The sequence below is a fragment of the Brevibacillus sp. HB1.1 genome (assembly GCF_013332445.1).
Lineage (GTDB): Bacteria > Bacillota > Bacilli > Brevibacillales > Brevibacillaceae > Brevibacillus > Brevibacillus porteri.
This window is the reverse complement of sequence record NZ_JABMIV010000005.1, coordinates 268739-289781: the sequence shown is the minus strand read 5'-3', so window position 1 is coordinate 289781 and position 21043 is coordinate 268739. Positions and strand designations below refer to the sequence as shown.

Annotated in this window: 17 protein-coding genes; 7 read left to right on the top strand and 10 right to left on the bottom strand. The window is 49.2% G+C overall.

Features of this window, described 5'->3' with window-relative positions; genetic code table 11:
• Positions 1–109: 109 nt before the first annotated feature.
• Positions 110–3538: a DNA polymerase III subunit alpha gene (locus tag HPY27_RS16070; protein ID WP_174225433.1), complete on the bottom strand. Its 3429-nt coding sequence runs from the start codon at positions 3536–3538 to the stop codon at positions 110–112.
• 169 nt (positions 3539–3707) lie between these two features.
• Here HPY27_RS16070 and HPY27_RS16065 point away from each other — a divergent pair, with 169 nt between their 5' ends.
• Positions 3708–4019 (top strand): YtpI family protein, encoded by a 312-nt coding sequence (locus HPY27_RS16065; protein WP_017250744.1) that lies wholly within the window; start codon positions 3708–3710, stop codon positions 4017–4019.
• Between the two features lie 220 nt (positions 4020–4239).
• Here HPY27_RS16065 and HPY27_RS16060 read toward each other — a convergent pair whose 3' ends face one another.
• The gene (locus HPY27_RS16060; protein WP_174225432.1) at positions 4240–4869 is read right to left on the bottom strand and encodes a DUF2087 domain-containing protein; all 630 of its coding nucleotides are present in this window, start codon (positions 4867–4869) and stop codon (positions 4240–4242) included.
• 165 nt (positions 4870–5034) lie between these two features.
• Positions 5035–5892 carry a helix-turn-helix domain-containing protein gene (locus HPY27_RS16055; protein WP_173623106.1) on the bottom strand — a complete coding sequence of 286 codons (858 nt, stop codon included), beginning with the start codon at positions 5890–5892 and terminating at the stop codon, positions 5035–5037.
• Positions 5893–6017: 125 nt separating this feature from the next.
• Between HPY27_RS16055 and HPY27_RS16050 the strand changes: the two genes are divergently transcribed.
• Positions 6018–7307 (top strand): MFS transporter, encoded by a 1290-nt coding sequence (locus HPY27_RS16050; RefSeq protein ID WP_017250741.1) that lies wholly within the window; start codon positions 6018–6020, stop codon positions 7305–7307.
• Positions 7308–7356: 49 nt separating this feature from the next.
• On the opposite strand, the gene HPY27_RS16045 is transcribed toward HPY27_RS16050, so the two are convergent.
• A complete protein-coding gene (locus HPY27_RS16045) occupies positions 7357–8667 on the bottom strand; it encodes a DRTGG domain-containing protein (RefSeq protein WP_017250740.1) in 1311 nt (436 codons plus the stop codon).
• Between the two features lie 214 nt (positions 8668–8881).
• Positions 8882–10039 (bottom strand): DUF445 domain-containing protein, encoded by a 1158-nt coding sequence (locus HPY27_RS16040; protein WP_174225431.1) that lies wholly within the window; start codon positions 10037–10039, stop codon positions 8882–8884.
• Between the two features lie 91 nt (positions 10040–10130).
• On the opposite strand from HPY27_RS16040, the gene HPY27_RS16035 reads away from it, so the two are divergent.
• The 5 genes from HPY27_RS16035 (at position 10131) to HPY27_RS16015 (ending at position 16558) form a co-directional block, all read left to right on the top strand.
• Positions 10131–11576, top strand: a complete 1446-nt coding sequence (locus tag HPY27_RS16035) for a YheC/YheD family endospore coat-associated protein (RefSeq protein WP_174225430.1) — start codon at positions 10131–10133, stop codon at positions 11574–11576.
• Positions 11577–11581: 5 nt separating this feature from the next.
• Positions 11582–12670 carry a YheC/YheD family endospore coat-associated protein gene (locus tag HPY27_RS16030; RefSeq protein ID WP_017250737.1) on the top strand — a complete coding sequence of 363 codons (1089 nt, stop codon included), beginning with the start codon at positions 11582–11584 and terminating at the stop codon, positions 12668–12670.
• A gap of 3 nt (positions 12671–12673) precedes the next feature.
• Positions 12674–14050, top strand: coding sequence for a YheC/YheD family endospore coat-associated protein (locus HPY27_RS16025; protein WP_017250736.1), 1377 nt, complete (start codon positions 12674–12676; stop codon positions 14048–14050).
• Between the two features lie 41 nt (positions 14051–14091).
• Positions 14092–15399, top strand: coding sequence for a YheC/YheD family endospore coat-associated protein (locus HPY27_RS16020; RefSeq protein WP_100169659.1), 1308 nt, complete (start codon positions 14092–14094; stop codon positions 15397–15399).
• Positions 15400–15736: 337 nt separating this feature from the next.
• Positions 15737–16558 carry a hypothetical protein gene (locus HPY27_RS16015; RefSeq protein ID WP_174225429.1) on the top strand — a complete coding sequence of 274 codons (822 nt, stop codon included), beginning with the start codon at positions 15737–15739 and terminating at the stop codon, positions 16556–16558.
• Positions 16559–16615: 57 nt separating this feature from the next.
• Here the strand turns inward: HPY27_RS16015 and HPY27_RS16010 are convergent, their stop codons facing one another.
• The 5 genes from HPY27_RS16010 to HPY27_RS15990 form a co-directional block, all read right to left on the bottom strand.
• Positions 16616–17122, bottom strand: coding sequence for a hypothetical protein (locus HPY27_RS16010; protein WP_173623109.1), 507 nt, complete (start codon positions 17120–17122; stop codon positions 16616–16618).
• Positions 17123–17197: 75 nt separating this feature from the next.
• Positions 17198–18874, bottom strand: a complete 1677-nt coding sequence (locus HPY27_RS16005; protein WP_174225428.1) for a hypothetical protein — start codon at positions 18872–18874, stop codon at positions 17198–17200.
• 3 nt (positions 18875–18877) lie between these two features.
• On the bottom strand, positions 18878–19744 hold the full coding sequence (locus HPY27_RS16000) for a hypothetical protein (RefSeq protein ID WP_371813532.1): 867 nt from the start codon (positions 19742–19744) through the stop codon (positions 18878–18880).
• A gap of 47 nt (positions 19745–19791) precedes the next feature.
• Entirely contained in the window at positions 19792–20814 is a 1023-nt protein-coding gene (gene glmU / locus HPY27_RS15995) for a bifunctional UDP-N-acetylglucosamine diphosphorylase/glucosamine-1-phosphate N-acetyltransferase GlmU (RefSeq protein ID WP_173623112.1), read from the bottom strand.
• Positions 20811–21017 carry a hypothetical protein gene (locus tag HPY27_RS15990; RefSeq protein ID WP_017250728.1) on the bottom strand — a complete coding sequence of 69 codons (207 nt, stop codon included), beginning with the start codon at positions 21015–21017 and terminating at the stop codon, positions 20811–20813. Before HPY27_RS15990 ends, glmU begins: the two co-directional genes overlap by 4 nt.
• Between the last annotated feature and the right edge of the window lie 26 nt (positions 21018–21043).

Genomic DNA, 21043 nt, shown 5'->3' with positions numbered 1-21043 from the left:
CCTGGGTTATTCCAAGTGGTCTGACCACTCATTGAGTTATGATCTCAATATAATAAAAAACTGTTCTCCTGTAAACCTGCCGAAAACGGCGAAAAAGGGAGGACATTCCTCATCCTCCCCAATTTATAGGCATTTCTTTCCGAATTACGCTGTCAGGCCCCACAATTTCTCGCGCTTGCTCCAAAAATGACTCATCTACGTCTACCCAATTTGCTTCTGGCAGGCGAATTGTCTGTCTTTTTCCTTCGTAGAAGAGAATAACAGGAATCGTTCCTTTTTTTTCGACAAACAAACGTGAAAGTCTTTGCAGCGTCGAATCATGCTCTTGCTCTGCCGATATTTTGACAAATAATACAGTCTCGGACTTCGGCTGCGGCAGCGTTTGTGCATCCCAGAAACGAGAAGCCATGAGCTTGACCATCTCGTCCTGGTGTTCGACTCGGGCTTCTGCCACGACGATTTGTTCGCGCTCGAGCAGAGGCGCATACTTCGTATACACCTGCGGAAAGACGACCAGCTCTACTGGCGCCGTTTTGTCCTCTAGCGTAATAAACGCCATCGGATCCCCTTTTTTCGTTTGGATGCGTCTCGCTTCCGTTATCATTCCGAATACTTTCACCGTCTTGTCGCGCGGCACATCCCCCAATGAAGAGATAACGGCTACTTCCGGGCGACTCGCGACATGGGCAAACTGGTCAAGTGGATGACCGGAGATATATACCCCGATCAAATCCCGCTCCTCTTTTAATTGCTGGGTATGTGAGAACGGTGTTACCTCTGGATATTCTGCTGGCTCGCGCAAAGGTTCCGCATCTTCTTCAACTGCAAATAGATTGAGCTGGTTGGCGTCACGCTCGATTCTCTTGCTGTTTGCCTTCCCTACTGCTTCATCCAGCAATAGCAAGAGCTGACTGCGATGACCTGGCAACGAGTCCAGCGCACCGCATAAAGTGAGTGATTCTACTACTCTGCGATTGACTAACCGCGCATCCACGCGCGCACAAAAATCAAAGACATCACGATACGCTCTGCCTTTGCGCTCTTTCACGATCGATTCAATGGCACCGTAGCCGACGTTTTTCACTGCGGCCAGACCGAAGCGAATCGCATCCTGCTCCACTGTAAAGTAAGCCAGGCTTTTATTCACGTCAGGCCCGTGCACAGTAAGCTGTAGTCGCCGCGCTTCTTCCGTATACTCGGCAATTCTCGTTTGGCTGCCAATGGACAAGGATAGTAGCGCTGCCATGAACGCAAGCGGATAAGTTGCTTTCAAATAAGCCATCTGGTAGGCGATGACCGCATAAGCCACCGAGTGGGCTTTGTTGAAACCATAATCAGCAAAGCGTACGATCAAATCGTAGACTTGATTGCCCAGCTCTTGCCCGTACCCTTGCCGGACACAACCAGCGACGAACTTCTCCCGCTGCTCCGCCAATAGCTCCCGTTTCTTTTTCCCGACTGCTCGGCGCAAAATATCTGCCTCACCAAGACTGAAGCCGGCGAGTGTCGAGGAAATCTGCATGATTTGCTCCTGATAAATCATAAAACCGTGCGTCTCTCGCAAAATCGGCTCGAGAACAGGATGAGCGTACTGTACTTTGCTCTGTCCGTGTTTGGCGGCGATGTACTGCGGGATGATCTCCATCGGCCCCGGGCGATACAAAGCCAGAACCGCAATGATGTCGTCGAGGCTGCTCGGCTTCAAATCTCGCAGCACATTGCGCATCCCCGAAGATTCCAGTTGGAAAATGCCGGTTGTCTCCCCACGGGAGAGCATACGAAATGTTTTCTCATCGTCTGTCGGCAGCTGATCCAGATCAAGCGATATTCCCTGCTCCTGCAAATGACGCAACGTTTCCTGAATGATGGTCAAATTGCGCAAGCCGAGGAAGTCCATCTTCAAGAGACCGACTTCTTCGAGAATCTCCATCGGATACTGCGTGAGTGCCAAGCCTTCATTACCCGTCTGTAATGGAACGTAATTCGTCAGCGGTTCACGCGAAATGACGACACCCGCCGCATGTGTGGATGCGTGGCGCGGCAAGCCTTCTACGCCCTTTGCCGTTTCGATGAGTTGTGCTGCCTGTTTGTTTTGCGCGCACAGCTTGCCGATATCCGGGTTAATTTGCATCGCCCGCTCAATTGTCATGCCTGGCGATTGCGGAATCATTTTGGCCACGCGATCCACGATGTCCAAAGACAAGCCTAACGCCCGCCCAACGTCACGCACTGCTGCACGAGCCGCCATCGTTCCAAAGGTAATGATCTGGGCGACACGATCATGCCCGTACTTGCTCGCTACATAGTGAATGACTTCGTCACGGCGCTCTACGGAAAAATCGATATCAATATCGGGCATCGTCACCCGCTCCGGGTTGAGAAAGCGTTCAAAGAGCAAGTGAAAGCGAAGGGGATCGACATTCGTGATTTTCAAAACATACGCGACGAGGCTACCTGCCGCAGATCCGCGTCCTGGTCCAGTCGGTATCCCGTTTTCGTGAGCGTACCGCATGAAATCCCATACAATCAGGAAGTAATCGGTGAAGCCCGTCCCTGTAATAATCGTCAGCTCGTGATCCAGACGCGCTTGCACCTCTGGCGTAATCTCGCCGTATCGCTCCAGGCAACCCTTTTCACACAGCTCACGCAAATACTGTGTTGAATCTTGTCCCTCTGCCAAGGGAAATTCCGGCAAAATATGCACGCCAAAGGTAAGGTCCAGCTTACACCTATCTGCAACGGCTAGCGTATTCGCTAACGCCTGGGGCGCAAAGGCAAAGAGCGCCGCCATTTCCTCGGCACTTTTCAGATAGTATTGATCCGTCTCGTAGCGAAAACGGTTTTCTTCGCCAATCGTCTTGCCTTCTTTGATCGCCAACAAGATATCATGCTGCTGGTGATCCTCCCTGTAGATGTAGTGAACATTGTTTGTCGCAATCAGCGGAATCCCCGTTTCCTGACTCAGTTTCACGAGACGAGTATTCAGCCTGCGCTCCACTTCCAGTCCATGATCAGCCAGTTCCAAATAAAAATGCTGTTCACCAAACATTCGCTGATACTTGCGGGCTGCTTCTTGCGCAGCGTCCGCTTCTCCAGCCAGTAACAGCCTGGCTACTTCCCCTTGCTGGCAGCCGCTCAGTGCAATGAGGCCGTCTGTATGCTTTGCCAACACCTCTTTGTTGAGACGCGGAAGAATATAATTGCCGTCTGTATTCGCGACTGTCGCCAGCTTCAGGAGATTCCGATAGCCCGTTTCGTTTTCAGCAAGAACGATCAGATGACTAGGCGGCGGTGCATTTCGCACGCGATCTTGAAGATTTCCTTCTATTACGTATATTTCCATTCCGATAATCGGTTGGATGCCTGCCTCCAGACAAGCTTTATAAAACGGGATCGCCCCGTACAGATTGGCATGGTCTGTCATAGCCAGTGCATGCATGCCCAATTCGCTGGCTCGCTTCACTAGTGCATCAATACGTGCTGCACCATCCAGCAGACTGTACTCCGTATGAACATGCAAATGGACAAAGGAGGTCATGATATTACCCCTCTCAATTTTCACAATGGAAACTTTCTCTCTTACATTATACCGGAAGTATAGCGCATACGGACGCTAAGAACAAACGTTCTTACTTGTATTTGACCGTTCTCCCCTGATTTTGGTAGGATGGGTAATACCAGAATGGCTAGAAAGGATGAATCCATATATGTGGCCTGCCTTTTACATGACCGGTATTCTCGCTTCCCTGGTAGCCAGTGTCTACTATAGTATCCATGCGCGCAGACGAGGCATCCATCCGCTTGAATCGCGTATGTTGCTGGGGAAAATGAATGTGTCATTGGGGATACTCGTTTCTTTGTTCGGCATCAATCAGTTTACTTTTGATTCTCTCGATACGATCCGCATTGTTGTAGCGTTGATCATGCTGATTGTAGGGGCTATGAATTTATTCTTGGGAACTCGCAATTATTTCCGTTATCGTACAGCTTGGCAGGCAGAATTGAAAAAAGGGGTATAAAAAAAGGCATGGGAACAGCTTTACGTTCCGCATGCCTTTTTCATTTTTAGGAAAACGATGACTGGAAATACTTTTCCTCTATTCCCAGCTGTTTATCATACAAACCTGATAGAGCTCTCGCTATAATAGATTTGTGTGACATTCTATTGCTTCGACAACCTGAGCGGCAGTGCCGAAGGTTGTCCTTTTTTCTGTTCAAGTCAGGAGGAAGCCATTTCCATTATTGCAGGTCTTCGACTTTTGCCCACATTTCCTCTGGGTTCAGCTCGTAGATGCCCTCATCCCGATACATATAATGATTCATAATGAATTCCCGGCGAATCGTAGCGTAATCCTCATGGAACTGACGGATATACTCGTTGATCTCCGGTTCTTTGTACTTGCGCCCTTTTTCTAAACCGCGCACCATGTATTCAAAGACGATCAGCTTTTTCTTACGCTGGGACGGGATTTGTTTCAGCTTGCCATCTGGAGTAATGAAGCTGCGAATAACCTGCATTTTTTCGGCTGCCATCTGGTGCCTCCTCTGAACATGTAAGGTGTCTTCTGCAAATAACTCCTCTACTGACGTATCCCTTGCTTTTTCCATGACATTCACGATTGCCTGCGACTGTCGTTTTACATTTGCATCATGCAAATAGAAATAGATAGTGTTTTTATCACGACGCTCGTAAACGACCCCTGCATCTCGAAGCTTTGCCATATGATGTGTGATGGTCGGAGGTGTCACGCCGAGCTTGCCTGCCAACGCCTGTCCATGCAGTGGACCATTTGCCAAAATCGCGAGAATACGCACGCGCGTGGGGTCTCCGAGTGCCTTGTAAAAGGTGACGAGTTGATCTAGTTGCAAGTGGGACACTCCTTTCTTCGTTTACTCAATCTGATTAGATGGTGTTCTAATTAGATGATAAGTTACATTCCTTACCCTGTCAATTCATGGGTGACAATGGAAAAGGGAGTGCAGGTTGGCCCCATAGCCTCATCGCAAACCCAACTTTTCGATATTCGTACGCACCTACATGCTATTGCGGTAATGGAGCGGACTTACGCTATATTTTTTTCTAAATGCCCTCTCAAATGTGCTTACACTGCCAAAGCCCGCTTCAAAGGCGATGGCCGTAACGGCGAGCTTACTGTGTCGGAGCAACCAGGCCGCCCGTGTTACACGCTGATCTGTCACATATTGCGCCGGGGTGCGACCAATCTGCTCACGGAATAGACGAATCAGATGAAATTTGCTGATACCCGCAACCCCCGCCAGTGTATCCAGTGAACAATCTACGGTTACATCATCCTGGATCAAATCAGTCACCCTTTTCAGGACAGGATGGATCGATACAGGGATGGCGGGATAAGCGGCTAGATGCTTGCCCCGCCATTTTTGCGTGTGTGATCCTTCCTGAACGGTTAACAGCAGGCTGGCCAGCTCCCATTCTAGCTGTTCAAGCGCAAGCTTTTCCATCTGCTGTGTAATCATTTGTGTACAGACTGTTTCCGCGATTCTTTGAAAACCATCCGTTTCATCCTCCGACCATGGGACAAATTCAATCGGTCCGCTAACAGCTTCCATTTTGTCAGCATAGACGCTCTCCAGAAGGCTTGGGCTGAGAAAGAAGAGCATCAACCGCATAGCCTCAGCTTCAGAAAAATGACGGTGCTGGCACCCAGGGGATGCAACCAGACGCTGACGTCCTGCCAACTTGCGAAATTGCTGTTCACATTGCACCAGCGGATTGCCCTGAAGCAACATGCTGATTTGAAAACAACTATCATGCTGATGTAGCTCATCAGAACCGCCTGCCTCTATCTGATAGATGGTAATAGCGCTGTTCACAATCTTCAAGGATAACGGCTTGGTAATCTGGCTCGTCATTCTCATCCCCACCTTCCGATGTCAATAATTGCTCATCCTAACAGCAAAATTTGCCGGGCTTTTTTTCCTGATCCCTCTACAATCAACCTATGTGTTTTGCCTAAGAGCACTTGGAGGGATCAGCTATGAAATTCAATTTGTTTGCCAACCCGAATTTCTCATTGTTTTTGTTTCGCCATTCTACCAGCGAGTTTGGAACGATCTGCCTGAACGTTGCCTTTGCCCTGTACATCCTGGCACTCACAGGATCAGCAGGAAAATTTGCTTCCATACTGGCGCTGGGGGTAATCCCGCAAATCCTGTTCGGTCCATTTGCAGGTGTATGGGCTGACCGACTGGACAAGCGAAAGCTGCTTTGCAGCATCGATCTCATTTACGGTATTTTTCTGCTGTCGCTGTTCTTTTTCTCGCTGTTTCAGCCCATCAAAGAGACGATGATTTATGTGGCCGTTCTATTTTTTTCTGTATGCAATCTACTGGCAGTTCCCGCGTATACTACACTCTTGCAGCATGTGGTGAAGAAAACAGAATTGACTGACGCTATCGCTCTGGATAGTACTGTCGTGGAGAGCGTTCGTGTCCTTGCTCCACTCATAGGCACACTACTGTATACGATGAGCGGAATTGAAGCCGTCTTTTTACTAAACGCGGTACTTTCCTTGAGCTCAGCAGCATCCACGTATTTCATGAAGCTTCCTTCGATTCCAAGAGCACCCAGTTCTTCTTCGATTATAAAGGAACTACAGGAAGGTTTACAGATTTTCACCACGGATCTTCGAATTAGTTCACTTGTACTAAACGGTCTTTTTACCCATATCTTTCTCTTTCCTTTTGTCATGATTGGCTTCCCGTACATGATCAAACAGGTATTTGGTGGATCGGACATCGATTTCGGACTGGTCGAAAGTGCACAAACAATGGGCTCCGTCTCCTCGATTATTGGGGTGATCCTTTTAAAGAAACGCTTTTCCGTTTCCCATAGTATTGGTATCGGTCTGATCGGGATCGTTGCAGCGGTCTTTCCCCTACTGCTCTTGGGCAGTCATTCTTTTTTACAGCACTTGCAAACCTCTCCGTTTGCCGTAGTCCTATTTTATTCATTGGTAAGCTATTTTCTGTTTTCCATGTTCAATATCTACGGTGTATTTTTCCGTACCTTCTATCAGCAAACCATCGAATCACATATGCTGGGACGGTTTATTTCCGTCATGGTCATGCTGTTTGCTGTGGGCAGGCTGATCGGTTTTCAACTATACGGAGCGCTGTTTGACTCAATTGAATTGGTTTATGCAGTATTTGTTTTGGGCGTAGGCATGCTGGCTAAAATCTTCATTCACATCCCTTTTCTGCGCATGGAAAAAAGGAGGCGCGCCTCTTGCCCCAACTCAACGCAAAAAATGAGTGACGGTTTATAATTGCTTACCGACTAAAAAAAGAACAGTCCCGAAAGACTGTTCCTTTCTTTTAACGCTCAATAATTTGCGCTGTAATCATGGCCTGCCCTACGAGCTGTTCGCCGTGGAATACGGATACTTCGACTTTTCCGAAGCGTCGGCTGATATCTAAAAGTCGCGGTTTCACTTCGATATGACTTTCCATCTGGACTGGCTTTAGGAAATAGACGGTGATATTTTCCGGTACCATGTCGCCTCGACGATGATGACGCAGCAGGTTACAAGCAGCCTCGACCATGACCGTCGTCATGATTCCGCTGGCAATCGTACCGAGATGGTTGGTCATTTGTGGGCTTACATCTCCCAGATAAACCATTTCATCTGCTTGACGCTCCTCACGGAAATGCGACATGATCAGATTCGGGAACGTTTCACTCATCTGTGGTTGCTTGGCTGTAAATTGCAGCGCTTTTAACACGTCGTTGCGGCTCAAGACCCCTACGAGCTTGCGATGGTTATCTACGACAGGCAATAGCTCGATTCCTTCCCACACCATGGTATGCGCGGATGACGCTACGGATACCCGCGGCGAGGTCGTAATCGGGTTCTTCGTCATGACCTTGTCGATCGTCGCAGTTTCCTCATGACCGATGATGTCTTTGGAGGTAACAATCCCGATCAGGCGCATCTGCTCGTCTACGACGGGGAATCTCGTGTCCTGATACAGCTCCGTATACTGGTGCCACTTGGCAACAGAATCTGATGTCAATAAGACAGGCGTTTCTGCAAGCGGCTTCAAAATATCCTCTACCATTACGATTTCCTTTTTGATGAGGCGATCGTAAATGGCTCGGTTAATCATCGATGCTACCGTAAAGGAGTCGTAGCTGGAGGAGATGATTGGCAGCGCTAAGCGGTCAGCCAGCTGCTTGATTTCCTCGCTTGTATCGAATCCCCCGGTAATTAATACGGCAGCCCCTTGTTGCAAAGCGATTTTGTGCGCCTGATAGCGGTTACCGACAATCAAGAGACTCCCGGCATCAATATAGCGCATCATGGCTTCGAGCTGCATGGCCCCTATTACAAATTTATTCAAGGTCTTGTGTAAGCCTTCACGTCCAGCTTGCACATGACCATCGACGATGTTCACAACCTCCGCAAAGGTCAAACGTTCAATATTTTCCTTTTGCTTCTTCTCGATTCTCACCGTACCGACACGTTCAATCGTGCTGACGTATCCTTGCGTTTCCGCTTCCTTGATCGCGCGGTATGCAGTCCCTTCACTCACATCAAGGTCTTTCGCGATCTGCCGCACGGAAATCTTCGAACCGATCGGAAGGCGATCAATATGTTGCAAGATTTGTTCATGCTTCGTTGCCATATTGCTATTCCCCCTTCCTTTTCTCCCACCCGTTCCATGTACGTGCGCTCCTTCGACCAATATACCCGAAGGCGGGGCAAAAAAAAAGGGTAGCTTTTTCGAAAGCTACCGACCAGAAAGTATATCATTAAGGGGGTTTTCATCGTGCTTTTATCATACCCAAGGAATATTACAGGATTATTACAACACAGTTACAGTTTCTTTTCAGTTTTGTTTAACTGACCAAAATGGACAATAAACCTTGGACCAGCCCAATAATCCCGCCAAGGATAAATCCGAGCACGGTAATCATGCGAAATTCCTTGCCTGAGATCCCGACTACCATCTCTTCAATTCTTTCAATCGGGAAACCCTCTACTTGCCGTGTAACAATCTCTCGGATAGCCAGGCGCGAAAATATTCTCTCGATGTTTTGTTGCAGTGTGTCCACCATCCACTTTGACAAACGAGGAACGAGTTCCGTTGTTACCGTCTCAGAAAAAGGCGCTGTCAAACGAGACAGAGGCTCGTCCACGATGCGCAGGCTTTGCTCCTCCAGCTTGGCAAAAAGCTTCCCCGCCCAATCGTCCACTTGATCTCGCCCAATCCAGGCAACCACTTCGCCCACATTTTTGTCCAAGAGCTTGTCCGCTTCCTTATGCAAAAAGTAGTGCACGCGCTCCGAAAGCTCTCTGCTTTGCAAAAGCTCATCGAGATACGGGAGAATCTTGCCCAAAATCTTGTCATCCCCAAGAAACATCCCAACCAAGCCACCAAACATGCCTCCGCCTCCACCGAGCAATCCGCGAACCATGTTTTGCAAGGTTTGCTGGCCTTCCGGGGAATGTAAATATTCGCGGAAACGTTTCAAAAGCAGTTCGCTCACACTGCCAAGTGCAGCATCCAGACGCTCGCGTCCGTTGTCCGTAACCAACTCTCGCAGTTTTTTCTCTTCATATTGTGCCAGAACCTGATCGACAAAAGTACCCCATTTCGCCTCGATAGGCGCGCGGACACTCTCACTCCACGTTCCGTCTTCCTTAAATAACTGAGGCATCGCCGTCTGCATTACTTGACGTAGGCTGCGCTCATCTGTCATCCAGTCTCGAGCGATGGTGTTCATCCATCCTGTCAGCGTGCTCTCCAAACCACTCTGATTCAGTGCACGCTTGACCCCCTCTGTCGTCAGCAAATGTTCTTCGACGAGTCTGCCCATTTGTATCGCGATATCGTCCCGTCTTCTCGGGATCAATCCCGGGGTAAAAGGCACTTTCCACCTGCCTATATACCACGGTTTTACTGGTTTAAACAGCATTCGGATGGCTAAATCATTCGTCACTCCGCCGATGACAGAGCCTACTGCAATATTCACTAATAGTATCCAAGCGTTCATAAATCCTAACAACCTCTCTTCTCTACATGGCACCAAACGTTTTGGATGCTCATACCATAGACTAACTTTGCCTGATGGGAAGGGGATACTCATGTCCTACATTCCAACAATCGTTGTCGAAAACGAGATAATATCGGAAGTAGACCTTTACCTGCCCCAGGCGCACTTGCGCAAATGGAATCTTTCAACACCGTCCACCATTGCGGTCCAATTTGGGAGCAAAACCGTTTCCGCACGCGTAGGCGTTTGGGAACGGGGAGGCAAAACCTCGGGTAAAACCTTCATTCGACCATCATTAGCTCAATCACTTCATCTACCCAGGGGCGTTCCACTCTTAGTCCGTTATGATGCGAGTCAGAAAACAATCGTTTTCGGACCGTATGTAGGTGTTCTTGTTTCGAGCTACAATGCAGCGTTCTCGCAAGGACCGTTTGGACACCTAAACTCTTTCTTCCAGGAGATGTCCGATATCACCCGTAAACGCGGAGGTATCCTTTGCGCATTTCGGCTTCAGGATGTCAACTGGGATGCGGGAATCGTGCGCGGAATCGTTAGAAAAGGAGGCGTCTGGAGACAAACCTTACTTCCGCTTCCACAATGCATTTACAACCGACTCGTATCCCGCCAACGCGAACGAAGTGAACAGATGGCCAACTGGGTTCAACGCTGCAAGGACGCTTCCATTCCCTTTTTTAACGAGCGTTTTTTGAATAAGTGGCATGTACACGCCGCTCTCGAGAATCAACCGACAGCCTCCGAACATCTTCCCAGTATGGTTCCTTATTTGAAACAGGAAGACCTGCGGCAAATGCTATCTACGTATCGCACCATTTATGCTAAACCAGCTAACGGCAGCATGGGACGCGGGATCATTCGAGTTCGCAGTTCGCCCGAGGGATACCAGCTAGCGTTCCCCGGAGGATTGCGCAAATCATTTGCTAGCATTCAGGGCTTACATCAGTATTTGCAAAAAAGGACAAAAGGCACATCCTATTTGCTGCAACAAGGGTTACCGTTAATCGGCATCCAAGGACGACCGACAGATTTTCGTGTATTGGTACAAAAAGACCGAAAAGGCGAATGGTCCGTCACTTCCATGGTAGCTCGCCTGGGATTAAACCACATTGTTTCCAATATATCCAGAGGCGGGCAGATGATGACTCCCCTTCAGGCCCTGCGAGTTTGTGGACCATGGGCGGGCACGACTCGACCATCCCCTCAAACGTTACGCGCAGTAGCACTTAAGCTCGCGATCCTTTTAGAAGAATCACTGTCTGGGCAGTACGCAGAATTCGGAATTGATCTGGGAGTCGATGTCCATGGACGGGTGTGGCTATTGGAGGTCAACAGCAAGCCATCCAAGTCAGCCAAAACAGTTCCGCTGCCTGAGGGTGCCGAAGACCTGCCTCGGCGTGCTCGCCCTTCTGTCCTTCGCATGCTGGATTATTCCGCCTTTCTAAGTGGTTTTCCCCGGACCATTCAACCACAAAAGACGATAAAAAGAAGACCGAAGCGCAACAAAAACAGGCGAAGGTGACCTACATGACAGCATCCGAGAGAAGTCTTGGTATCATGGCCCGGTGCCAAGGCTCCCACTTTGTAGACAAAGGGTACTACAAAAAGCTTACGCTCTATGGACGCAAGCACGGCATTCGCGTCTTCGTTTTTTCACCACGTCAGGTTAACTTTTCCACCCGTATGGTAAAAGGCTTCGAATATCGCAATGGGTCCTGGCACGCAAAAGACTTCCCAATCCCCGCCTTTATCTATGATCGTTGCTTTGTGGGCCCATCTTATCGCCACTATAAACCATTTGTGGAAAAGTTGCAAAACGATCGCAACATTACGTTTTTGGGGCATGGACTGTCTGGAAAATGGCAGGTGCACCAGATGCTCGTGAAGTCCTCTCTCCTCGCCCCGCTGCTACCACCTACTGAAATATTCTCATATCCTATGCTCCATGCAACCTTGCAAAAATACGGGGCAGCCATCATCAAGCCGATGGCGGGAACTCACGGTATTGGCGTCGTGAGAATCAAAGAAATGCGCAGTGGCTATGAAGCTTCTGGACGAAACCAAGACAATAAGCCTTTCACCAAGCGAATTCGTGACACTGCCGAATTAAAAAGTTTTGTGTCTATCTTTACTGCCGGCCGCAAGTTCCTGGTACAGCCCTATTTGGAGTTGCATACCCCGGATGGTACCCCTTTCGATGTCCGTGTACTGGTTCAAAAAAACGGGCTGGGTAAATGGGGGACAACTGGCAAAGCTGTGCGCCTGGGAGACAAACGCAGTATTACCTCCAATTTGCACGGAGGAGGGAAAGCAACATCTCTGGCCTCTTTCCTGCCCCTTCACTTCACATCCGCAAAAGCGGCACGCATCGAGCAAACAATCAACCGAGTGGCAGAAGAACTTCCCCGTTTTTTGGAAGAGTCACACGGCAGACTCGTTGAGCTGGGAATCGATATTGGCATTGACACCGCAGGTAATGTTTGGATCATCGAGGTAAACAGCAGACCAGGGCGAACCGTTTTTCGCATGATTGACGACCCGACTGCACAACTGCATTCGATTACTCAGCCTGTTCGCTACGCCCACTATCTTATGAAAGAGCGTGTAGGAGGTTAAAGCATGGAAACGTTCAGAATGCGGCTTCGCTTCCTTTCCAACCCCCGTATCAGTGGGATTATCCTGCCAGCTACTCTCTTCCAACAGCTCCAGCTACGGCAACGCCAAAAAATTAAAGTCTTACTGGGTAAAAAGGAAGTAGTCGCAACGGTCTTACAAGATAAACGCAATCCGGATACGAACGTTATGAAAGTGACGACGCTCTTGCAAACGGAGCTCGGCATTCCTCACCCTGGCTTAATCCAGCTCAAACTAGAGGGCTCCGCACTCCGGATCGGTCCTTCAATCGGGATCGTTACGACTGGCATAAGACGAGATCCCAAGCAACCAATTGGCCCTCGCACCTCGTTTTTTCACAATCTGTTACAGGCTCAAGAAGGGAAAGGCGTTTTCTACTATATATTTTCCCCATCCGATGTGGACTGGGAATCCAATACAGTCAAAGCGTGGTTTTTGCGCAGAAGCAAGTCAGGCGTCTACTTTTGGAAAAAGCATGTTACTGCCATGCCCGATGTCGTCTATGATCGTATTCCCTCTCGTTCGGCAGAAAAACATGAAGCCGTTCAGGAATTCAAATATCGACTCGCCAGTTACCCCAATTTACCGATGTTCAATCAGGGCTTTTTTAACAAATGGGGTGTGCACCAGCTGCTGTACCCGAATCCAGAAGTGAATGAGCATATCCCGGAGACTTACACCTCTCCTTCTCTTACAACTGTTCGAAACTTGCTGCGTAAATACCCTATCGTTTATTTGAAGCCCAAAAATGGTAGTCTCGGGTACGGTATTGTCAAAGTTGTTTCCCAGGCAGGCGGTGGCTTTACTGCCTCTTATCATACAGGTAGCGGCAATGTAAAAAAACATTTTTCCAAGCTGTCCAGCCTTTATCAGCATGTCTTCCGCAGTCGTCGGGTCAGTGCGTATCTGGCACAACAGGGCATTTCGCTCATGACATTCCATGGACGACCGTTTGATTTCCGTGTTCACTTGCATAAAAACCAGCAAAACGAGTGGGTCGTCTCCTGCACAGCAGCCAAGGTTGCCGGTTCTGGTAGCGTAACTACCCACGTACGCACAGGTGGTACTGTCATTCCCGGCGATGACCTGTTGCAGCACCTGTTTGGCAGACAAAAAGCCCTCATGACCCAGCGCGTTTCCGAAGCGTCGATTCGACTCGCTACCGCGATTGAACTGGCAAAAGGGATTGATTTAGGCGAATTGGGGCTGGACATGGGGATTGATACGCAAGGCCATGTCTGGATGTTCGAAGCGAATTCCAAGCCTGGACGTTCTATATTCAAGCACGCCCGTCTCAGGGAGGCTGATCACGAATCACGCAAGCTGCTCGTCGATTATAGCTGTTACTTGGCCAATTTCTAGTCGCACGCGATCTGTACCGTGTTTCAGGAAGGAGGAACACCATGCTTCAGCAGCGCTCCGGGTGGCTGACGATCCTCCCTAGCGGTAGATGGTTCGTACAGTTACCTCGGCTAGTCCTTAAACGCTCGCCAAAGCCACTGGTCGCCAGTCTCGGTCCCTTTTCTCATACGAAACGGATATACGCTGGTTTACCCCGCGTGCAAGCAAGCCGTATTCGTACACGTATTAACTGGAAAATGGCGGGCGACTCCCTGAAGCTTGGCCCATTATTTGGCATATTGACCGTTGGTGAAGGGGCAACATTTTTAGGAAATCGCGAGAACTTCAAGGATATTACTCAATCGGGAAAACAATGGGGTGCACTCGTATATGTGTTCACTCCACAAGGAATCAATTGGGAGAAGAAAAAGGTGCGGGGCTATTTGTACAACAATCGACTAAACTCGTGGCAAGAGGTGATTCTACCTTTCCCCCATGTGGTTTACAACCGAATTCCGACGAGAAAAGCAGAACGACGACCTGAAGTCCGAAGAGCATTGAACCGCATTCATGAGATGCCAAATGTCACATTGTTTAATCGCGGCTTTTTCGACAAGCAACAGCTGTTTAAAATGCTTGAATCCCACTTAGAAGTGCAAGCTTTTCTACCGGAGACGAAACAACTGGACACCTTGGCTCGCTTTCGAAGCTTTTGCACGGAACATCGCTTTGTCTACTTGAAACCTGTGCGCGGTAAAGCTGGTCAGGGAATTATGCGCATTGATTTCAAAAACGATAAGTGGTTCCTGCAACGGTTAAAGGAGCACAAGGCCATTACTCGCCGCTTTTCCAATTTGAATGATGTATGGAAGCACATTAGACTTCATGTCAAACAGCAGAAGTACATTATGCAGCAAGGGATCCGTCGTGCCCATTACAACGGCAAACCTTTTGATGTGCGCGTCCTCGTACAGAAAGATGGCGAGGGCGAATGGTGCGTAACCGGAGTTGGCATCAGAAGGTCTGGCTCGCAAAGCATCACCACTCATGTGCCACGCGGCGGCTCGATCCACTCGTTATCAACCGTTATGCAAGCCTTGTTTACTAATAATCACGAGCAAATGGAAAGACACATTCACGATACGGCACTCGCCATCGCACGGTCTTTAAATGCAGAATGGACGGATTTGGCTGAGATGTCGATGGACCTTGGCTTGACAGAAGAAGGACAGCTATGGCTCTTTGAAGCGAACGCAAAGCCGGAGAAATTCGATGAACCATCGATTCGTCGATTATCGTTAGCGAATCTGATCCATTACGCACAGCATGTCTCCTGCTTGCAAAACAAGCGAGGGATTGCCGCAGGATAAGGGAGTCGAGCAGCACTAGCTGATTCACAGACGACCTTGGTGCGATTTGCCCGTCAGGAAGGGGAACGGCGCATCACCCAGCGAACGACTGGCTGACGCGATTGACCCTCAGGATGTTGGCTCATAATGGGTCAATCCTTCCTGATTGTAGATATACGCTACCGCAATAAGTGAATCGGCATGCTGGCTGTACGTGCGGGTAGCACTGAACAATGAGGCAAGTCTCACGTTTTGATCTAAAGGAACATGCCGTTTAGACTCCGGCATGTTTTTTTCGTTATCGGATGTATGACCTGATCGACCTTGGAAAAAATACTCCATGGAGGTGGTCTTAACCATGACCCATATACTTAACAATATGATGCACTCCCAACAACAACCGCAATTTTTGGGAGCAATGAGCCCTGCAGGCACGATGTTCCAACAAGGATACGCCGGAACAAACGTACAGGAAGTACAGCATTGGAACCACGGAGGGCATGCCCAATCCATCGGGACCCCTACAACGGGCATGTCCTATGGTGGTGCACAATCGATCTTTTCCCCTGGCTTTGCGAATACCAATGTCCAGGAAGTGAGACAGCTCAATCAGGCTGGTTATCCTCAACAACAACATCAGCAACAATATGGCTATGGGCAAAATCAAGCGCTTCAATCCATGCAAAACCAATTCACCGGCTATGCACAAGGCCAGCAAGCTGGCTACATACAAGCACAGCCTTCTTATCAGCAATCGGTTGGACAAGGCTCCATTTTCTCTCCGGGCTTTGCCGGCACGAATGTACAAGAGGTTCAAGCCCGCAATCAAGCTGGCTATAGCGGTTACGGAGGACAAGCTGGCTATACGAATCAAGCAGCGTATCCACCATCGATGACTGGCAGTATTTTTGCGCCTGGTTTTGCCAATACCAATGTCCAAGAAGTTCGCCAGTTGAATAACACTGGCTACGGCATGCAAGCGCAACAAGGTCAGCAGCAGCAACCTCAGCTTCAACCACAGGCATATGCTAATCAAGCATACAGCAATCAGGCTGGCGCAGGAGCACAATCGGTCTTCTCTCCTGGCTTTGCAGGCACGAACACACAAGAGGTTCGCCAATTGAACACCCCAGGCCAGATGGCTCCTCACACAGGCTCCATTTTCCCTGGCACTTACTAAATGAGAAAAGCGTGACCATCCAACGCGACGGTCACGCTTTTTGTTATAGGTGCTAGTTTAGCGGTCTGCATTTTCCCAAATCGCCTGATACACGGCATGCAAATCTTGCAGACTCTCTTCATCCACTGTAAAAATGATGCTACCAAACATGTAGGCATCATTCTGCACGCAGGACCATCCATCCCCGGTTGGTTGAAACTGCGCCTCCACACACGCCTCCGTCTGATCCAGCAGTTGCCGTACCGCTACATGCCTTTCCAACGATGATCGATATCTTTCCATCACTTGCGCAAGGCGTTCATCCTGACGGGCCAGCCGATACAGGGCAAGCTCAATCTGGAGCCAGCAGGTCACATAAAAATGGAACTCCAAAAATAACGTGTGTACAGCTGCACGGATTTTGTCGTGGTCACCAGCTTCCAAGGCTGCACGTGCTTCCTGCTTTTTCTCCTGAATCAGGTCAAAATGACTGACTGCTCCACGGTAAAACTTGCGCACCACGTTGTACAACATCTCTGGCGTACGCTGCGGAAGATTTCGATGTCGGTTTTGCACATCTCGCATGGCTTGTTCTCCTCTTTCCGACGCTCGTTTTCTTCTATTGTACAACAATGGTGCATGGTGCACGATGCAGGCAGCCTACTCTTTCCCGTTTTTCCAGTAGTCATAAGCATGAATGGCGAGCCCCCAATAAGAGGAGTACCGATCCAGTGCTTTTGTCACCAGATCCAACTGCCGATCCATTTCGCCCATGCCTTCCTCGTAAAAGGTGATACCGTTCCCTTCGTGGCTCTCTTTTGTCTCCACGGCAACGACCAGCTTTTTCTGGAGGCTCTCTGCATACTTCATCTGATTTTCAACCAAGCCAATGATGCCAGGAGCTCGATCGCGAAATGCCATCAAGGTCGTATGATCAAGCTGTTTGATCATCCAATGCGAAAACGGCAATTCGGGCTGACCCGGAGTCGGTGTCTTGTCCAGCCAGGCAGCGAGATCGACGCTTGCTTCTAAGGAAGTTCCGTTCTTGGTCTCCTCAACGAAAGCCTCGATGTTGCCCATCCACTGGCGTAAGACTGCCTCTTTATCCTCGCGCCAGACAGGAAGGACATATGGCTCGATATCTAAGTGAATGCCGTGAAACTGCTCTTCTGTCGAAACAGACTCATTGTAGGCTTTCACCCAATTCACGAGTTTCATGATCTTGCTCCGATTTTCAGACAACGCCCAAATCGGATGACCGCCCATGGCATGAACCTCGATACCCGCTTCACGCGCCTCTCTCACGAAATCGCGATAATAGGAAATCGGCTGCTCCAAATCTAGACGAATATAGAGGAGATTCACCCCGTTTTGTTTCACGAAGGAAAGAATTTCCTCCTTTTCCGTGCCAATTAATTCTGCACGCCATATGTAGGTGCCTTTGTAGCGTTGCTTCGTTACCGGGGGCAGGGGGCTCGCCTCCTTCCAGTAGCGGTAATCGTGAATCGCGACACCGGAGAAGGACGGATGCTGTGCCAAATGTACAGGCAATTGCTCTAATTGCTGTTTCATGAGAGTCGGGCCTTCCTCTGAAAAAGAAGAGTGGTCTTCATCTAGCGGCTTTATATTTACAGCAACCAAGACACGCGTCTCTAATTCATCCGCTTCCTTCATTTCCTGATCAATCAAATTCAGGATGCCGTTTTGACCGGAAAGTGTGTCACGATACGCCATGATACATACCGTATCAAACTGGCTCATCATCCATTTGGACAGAGATATCTCTTCTGGTCCCGGCACGGGAATATCGTCCAGCCAAAATGGAATGGCTGCACTGGCAACCAAATCCTCTTTTGACACCTCGGCTGTGAACGCCTGCACATTAGCTTGCCATTCACGGATAATCCGCTTCTGATCAGTCTCCCAAAATGGCAGAAGATATGGCTCGATGTCTAACTGAATCCCGCGAATCCGCTCATTCTTTTGCGCTTCACGGTTGTAGCTTTTTACCCAGTGGACGATGTTCATCATCCGCTTTTCATTGCTTTTGAGCGCCCACGCCGGGTGGCCGGCTACCGCATGAACCTCGATACCCATCTCTGTCGCTTCGCGGATAAAATCGCGGTAGTATTCATAGGGCTTGTTCATTTCGATTCGCAAGTAAACGAGATTAATATCGTTACTTTTGCAGAAATCGAGAATCTCTTGTTTCTCTCTCCCGATCATTTCGGATTGCCAGATCCACGTTGCTTTACTCTTCTTCTCCGCGGGGGAAAAGCCGAACAGAAAGCCGACTGTCAGGCAGAGAACACTCAAATAGATGCGCGCAGCTTTCATTCGTCAAAGTTGCCCCTCTCGTTGACTTGCGTGCTTCCAGCTCTCGTAATCATGGATCGCACTTCCTGCAAACGCCGGATTGTTTGACAGCTCCTCCTGTAAAATGGCCAACTGGTTGTTCATCTCTTCTGTGCCTTCTTCATAAAAGCTCACATGAGCGCCTTCCATCGTTTCCATGATGTTGACGCCCACGATAACCGACCCTTTTTTTCGTACATTGGCATCATCGACAATCTTTTCTACGATTTCGACGATCCCATTTTGCCCAAGGGCTTGATTGCGGTAGGCCATTAGTGTAATACTGTCGAGTCGCTGCACCATCCAGTTGCTCACTTTCTCATCACTGCCAGGAACGTTTACGGAGTCGATCCAAAAAGGCAAGTCGGCACCGACAGCGAGGTCCGTATCCTTCTTCGTCTCTGCTGCCAGATAGCTGACGTTTTTCAGCCATTGCTTCACGATTTCTTCCTGGTCTTCCTTCCATGCAGGCAACAAATACGGCTCGATATCGACGTGAATCCCCGAGAATCGTTCATCTGACTTGGCACTGCGATTGAACGCCTTCACCCAGGAGATGAGATCATCGATGCTTTGGCGATTCGCTGTTAACGCCCAATTGGGGTCACCGCCAAGCGCCTCTACTTTGATGCCTGCTTGGTTGGCTCTCTCATTAAAGGTACGATACGTCTGAGGCGCAACTGCTGCTGGTTCAACGTGAAGATAGATCAGGTTGATGTCGTTTTTCTTGGCAAACTCGATCATTTCATCGGTTTGGGTCTCCATTTGCTTGGCATCCCATATCCAGGTTGCTTTTGTCAGGGCGGAGCGGGTGTTTGCCAACGACAGCATGATGATCGAAACCACTGTCACAAGGAGCAGTGCTATCCAAAGCCAGCTATATCGACGAAGTACCTGCATCAGTGCTGGTCGATACCGTACTGTTGTGTCGTCGCACCCACTCCCGCAAAAGCCCGCTCACCAAACGTACTGCCGTCAACTGCTGAAAACGGCTGAATTCTCGTGTAATCCTCGATGCTCTTGTTTTTGACCAAAGCGTGCGGCCCGATCTGGCAGCCTTCACCGATCTGCGTGTCGCCAAAAAGGCAGGTTCCTGGATAGAGCACCGTATCACGCCCGATCATTACGTCAGAATCGATGTACGTCGAGCTCGGGTCTATCATTGTAACTCCGTTTCGCATATGGAAATCGTTGATTCGCTTGCGCATCAGCTGTTCCAAATCTGCGAGCTGCACACGATCATTGACGCCATTGCCTTCTTCGGGATCATCCGTTGCAAACGCCGCTACCAAATGACCCTGCTCTTGCAAAAGCCCCAGAACGTCCGGCAAGTAAAACTCCCCTTGCGCATTTTCGTTTGAGACCATCGGCAGCATCGAAAACAGCTTTTGATTGTCGAAGCAAAAGATTCCGGTGCTAATCTCGTTCACCTTTTTTTGTCCCAAGGTCGCGTCTTTTTCCTCGATAATTTTTCGGACATCGCCGTTCTCGTCGCGAATGATCCTGCCATAGCCAGTAGGCTCGTCCACAATGGAGGTCAAGACCGTGGCTGCTGCCTGTTTGAGCTGGTGATACTCGAGCAAACTTCGCAGCGTCTGTTCTTGTACAAGTGGTGTATCACCATTCATGACAATCGTCACGCCATCCTGCGCCCCGAGAATTTCGTGGCTCATCCAAACAGCATGAGCGGTCCCAAGCTGTTCCGGTTGATACGCATACTGAACGCGGTTTTTCAGTTCCTCTTTGACCATTTCGGCTCCGTGACCGACAACGACGACCAAGTGGCGAAGTGACAATGCTTCTAATGTCTCTACGACATGCTTAATCATCGGCTTCCCGCATATTGGATGCATGACCTTGTAGAGTGAAGATTTCATTCTGGTTCCTTTTCCTGCTGCCAATACTACTGCATGTATGTTCATCCTATCGCCTCCGTCTTGGTCAGCTCCCCTTTTGCAAGCTGACCTTGTTGGATTTGCTTATCGAAGTATGGTTTCAATTCATAGGTCAGTGTGTCAATCATCATGGTCAAATCAATGTCTTTCCTCTGCACGCCCAGCTGATAGGCCTGAAGCATAATCTCCAGTAATTTCTCCTGATTCAACGTCCGCTTCGAGGTGTTCATTCATCGTTCCCCCTTTCTTCATTCCT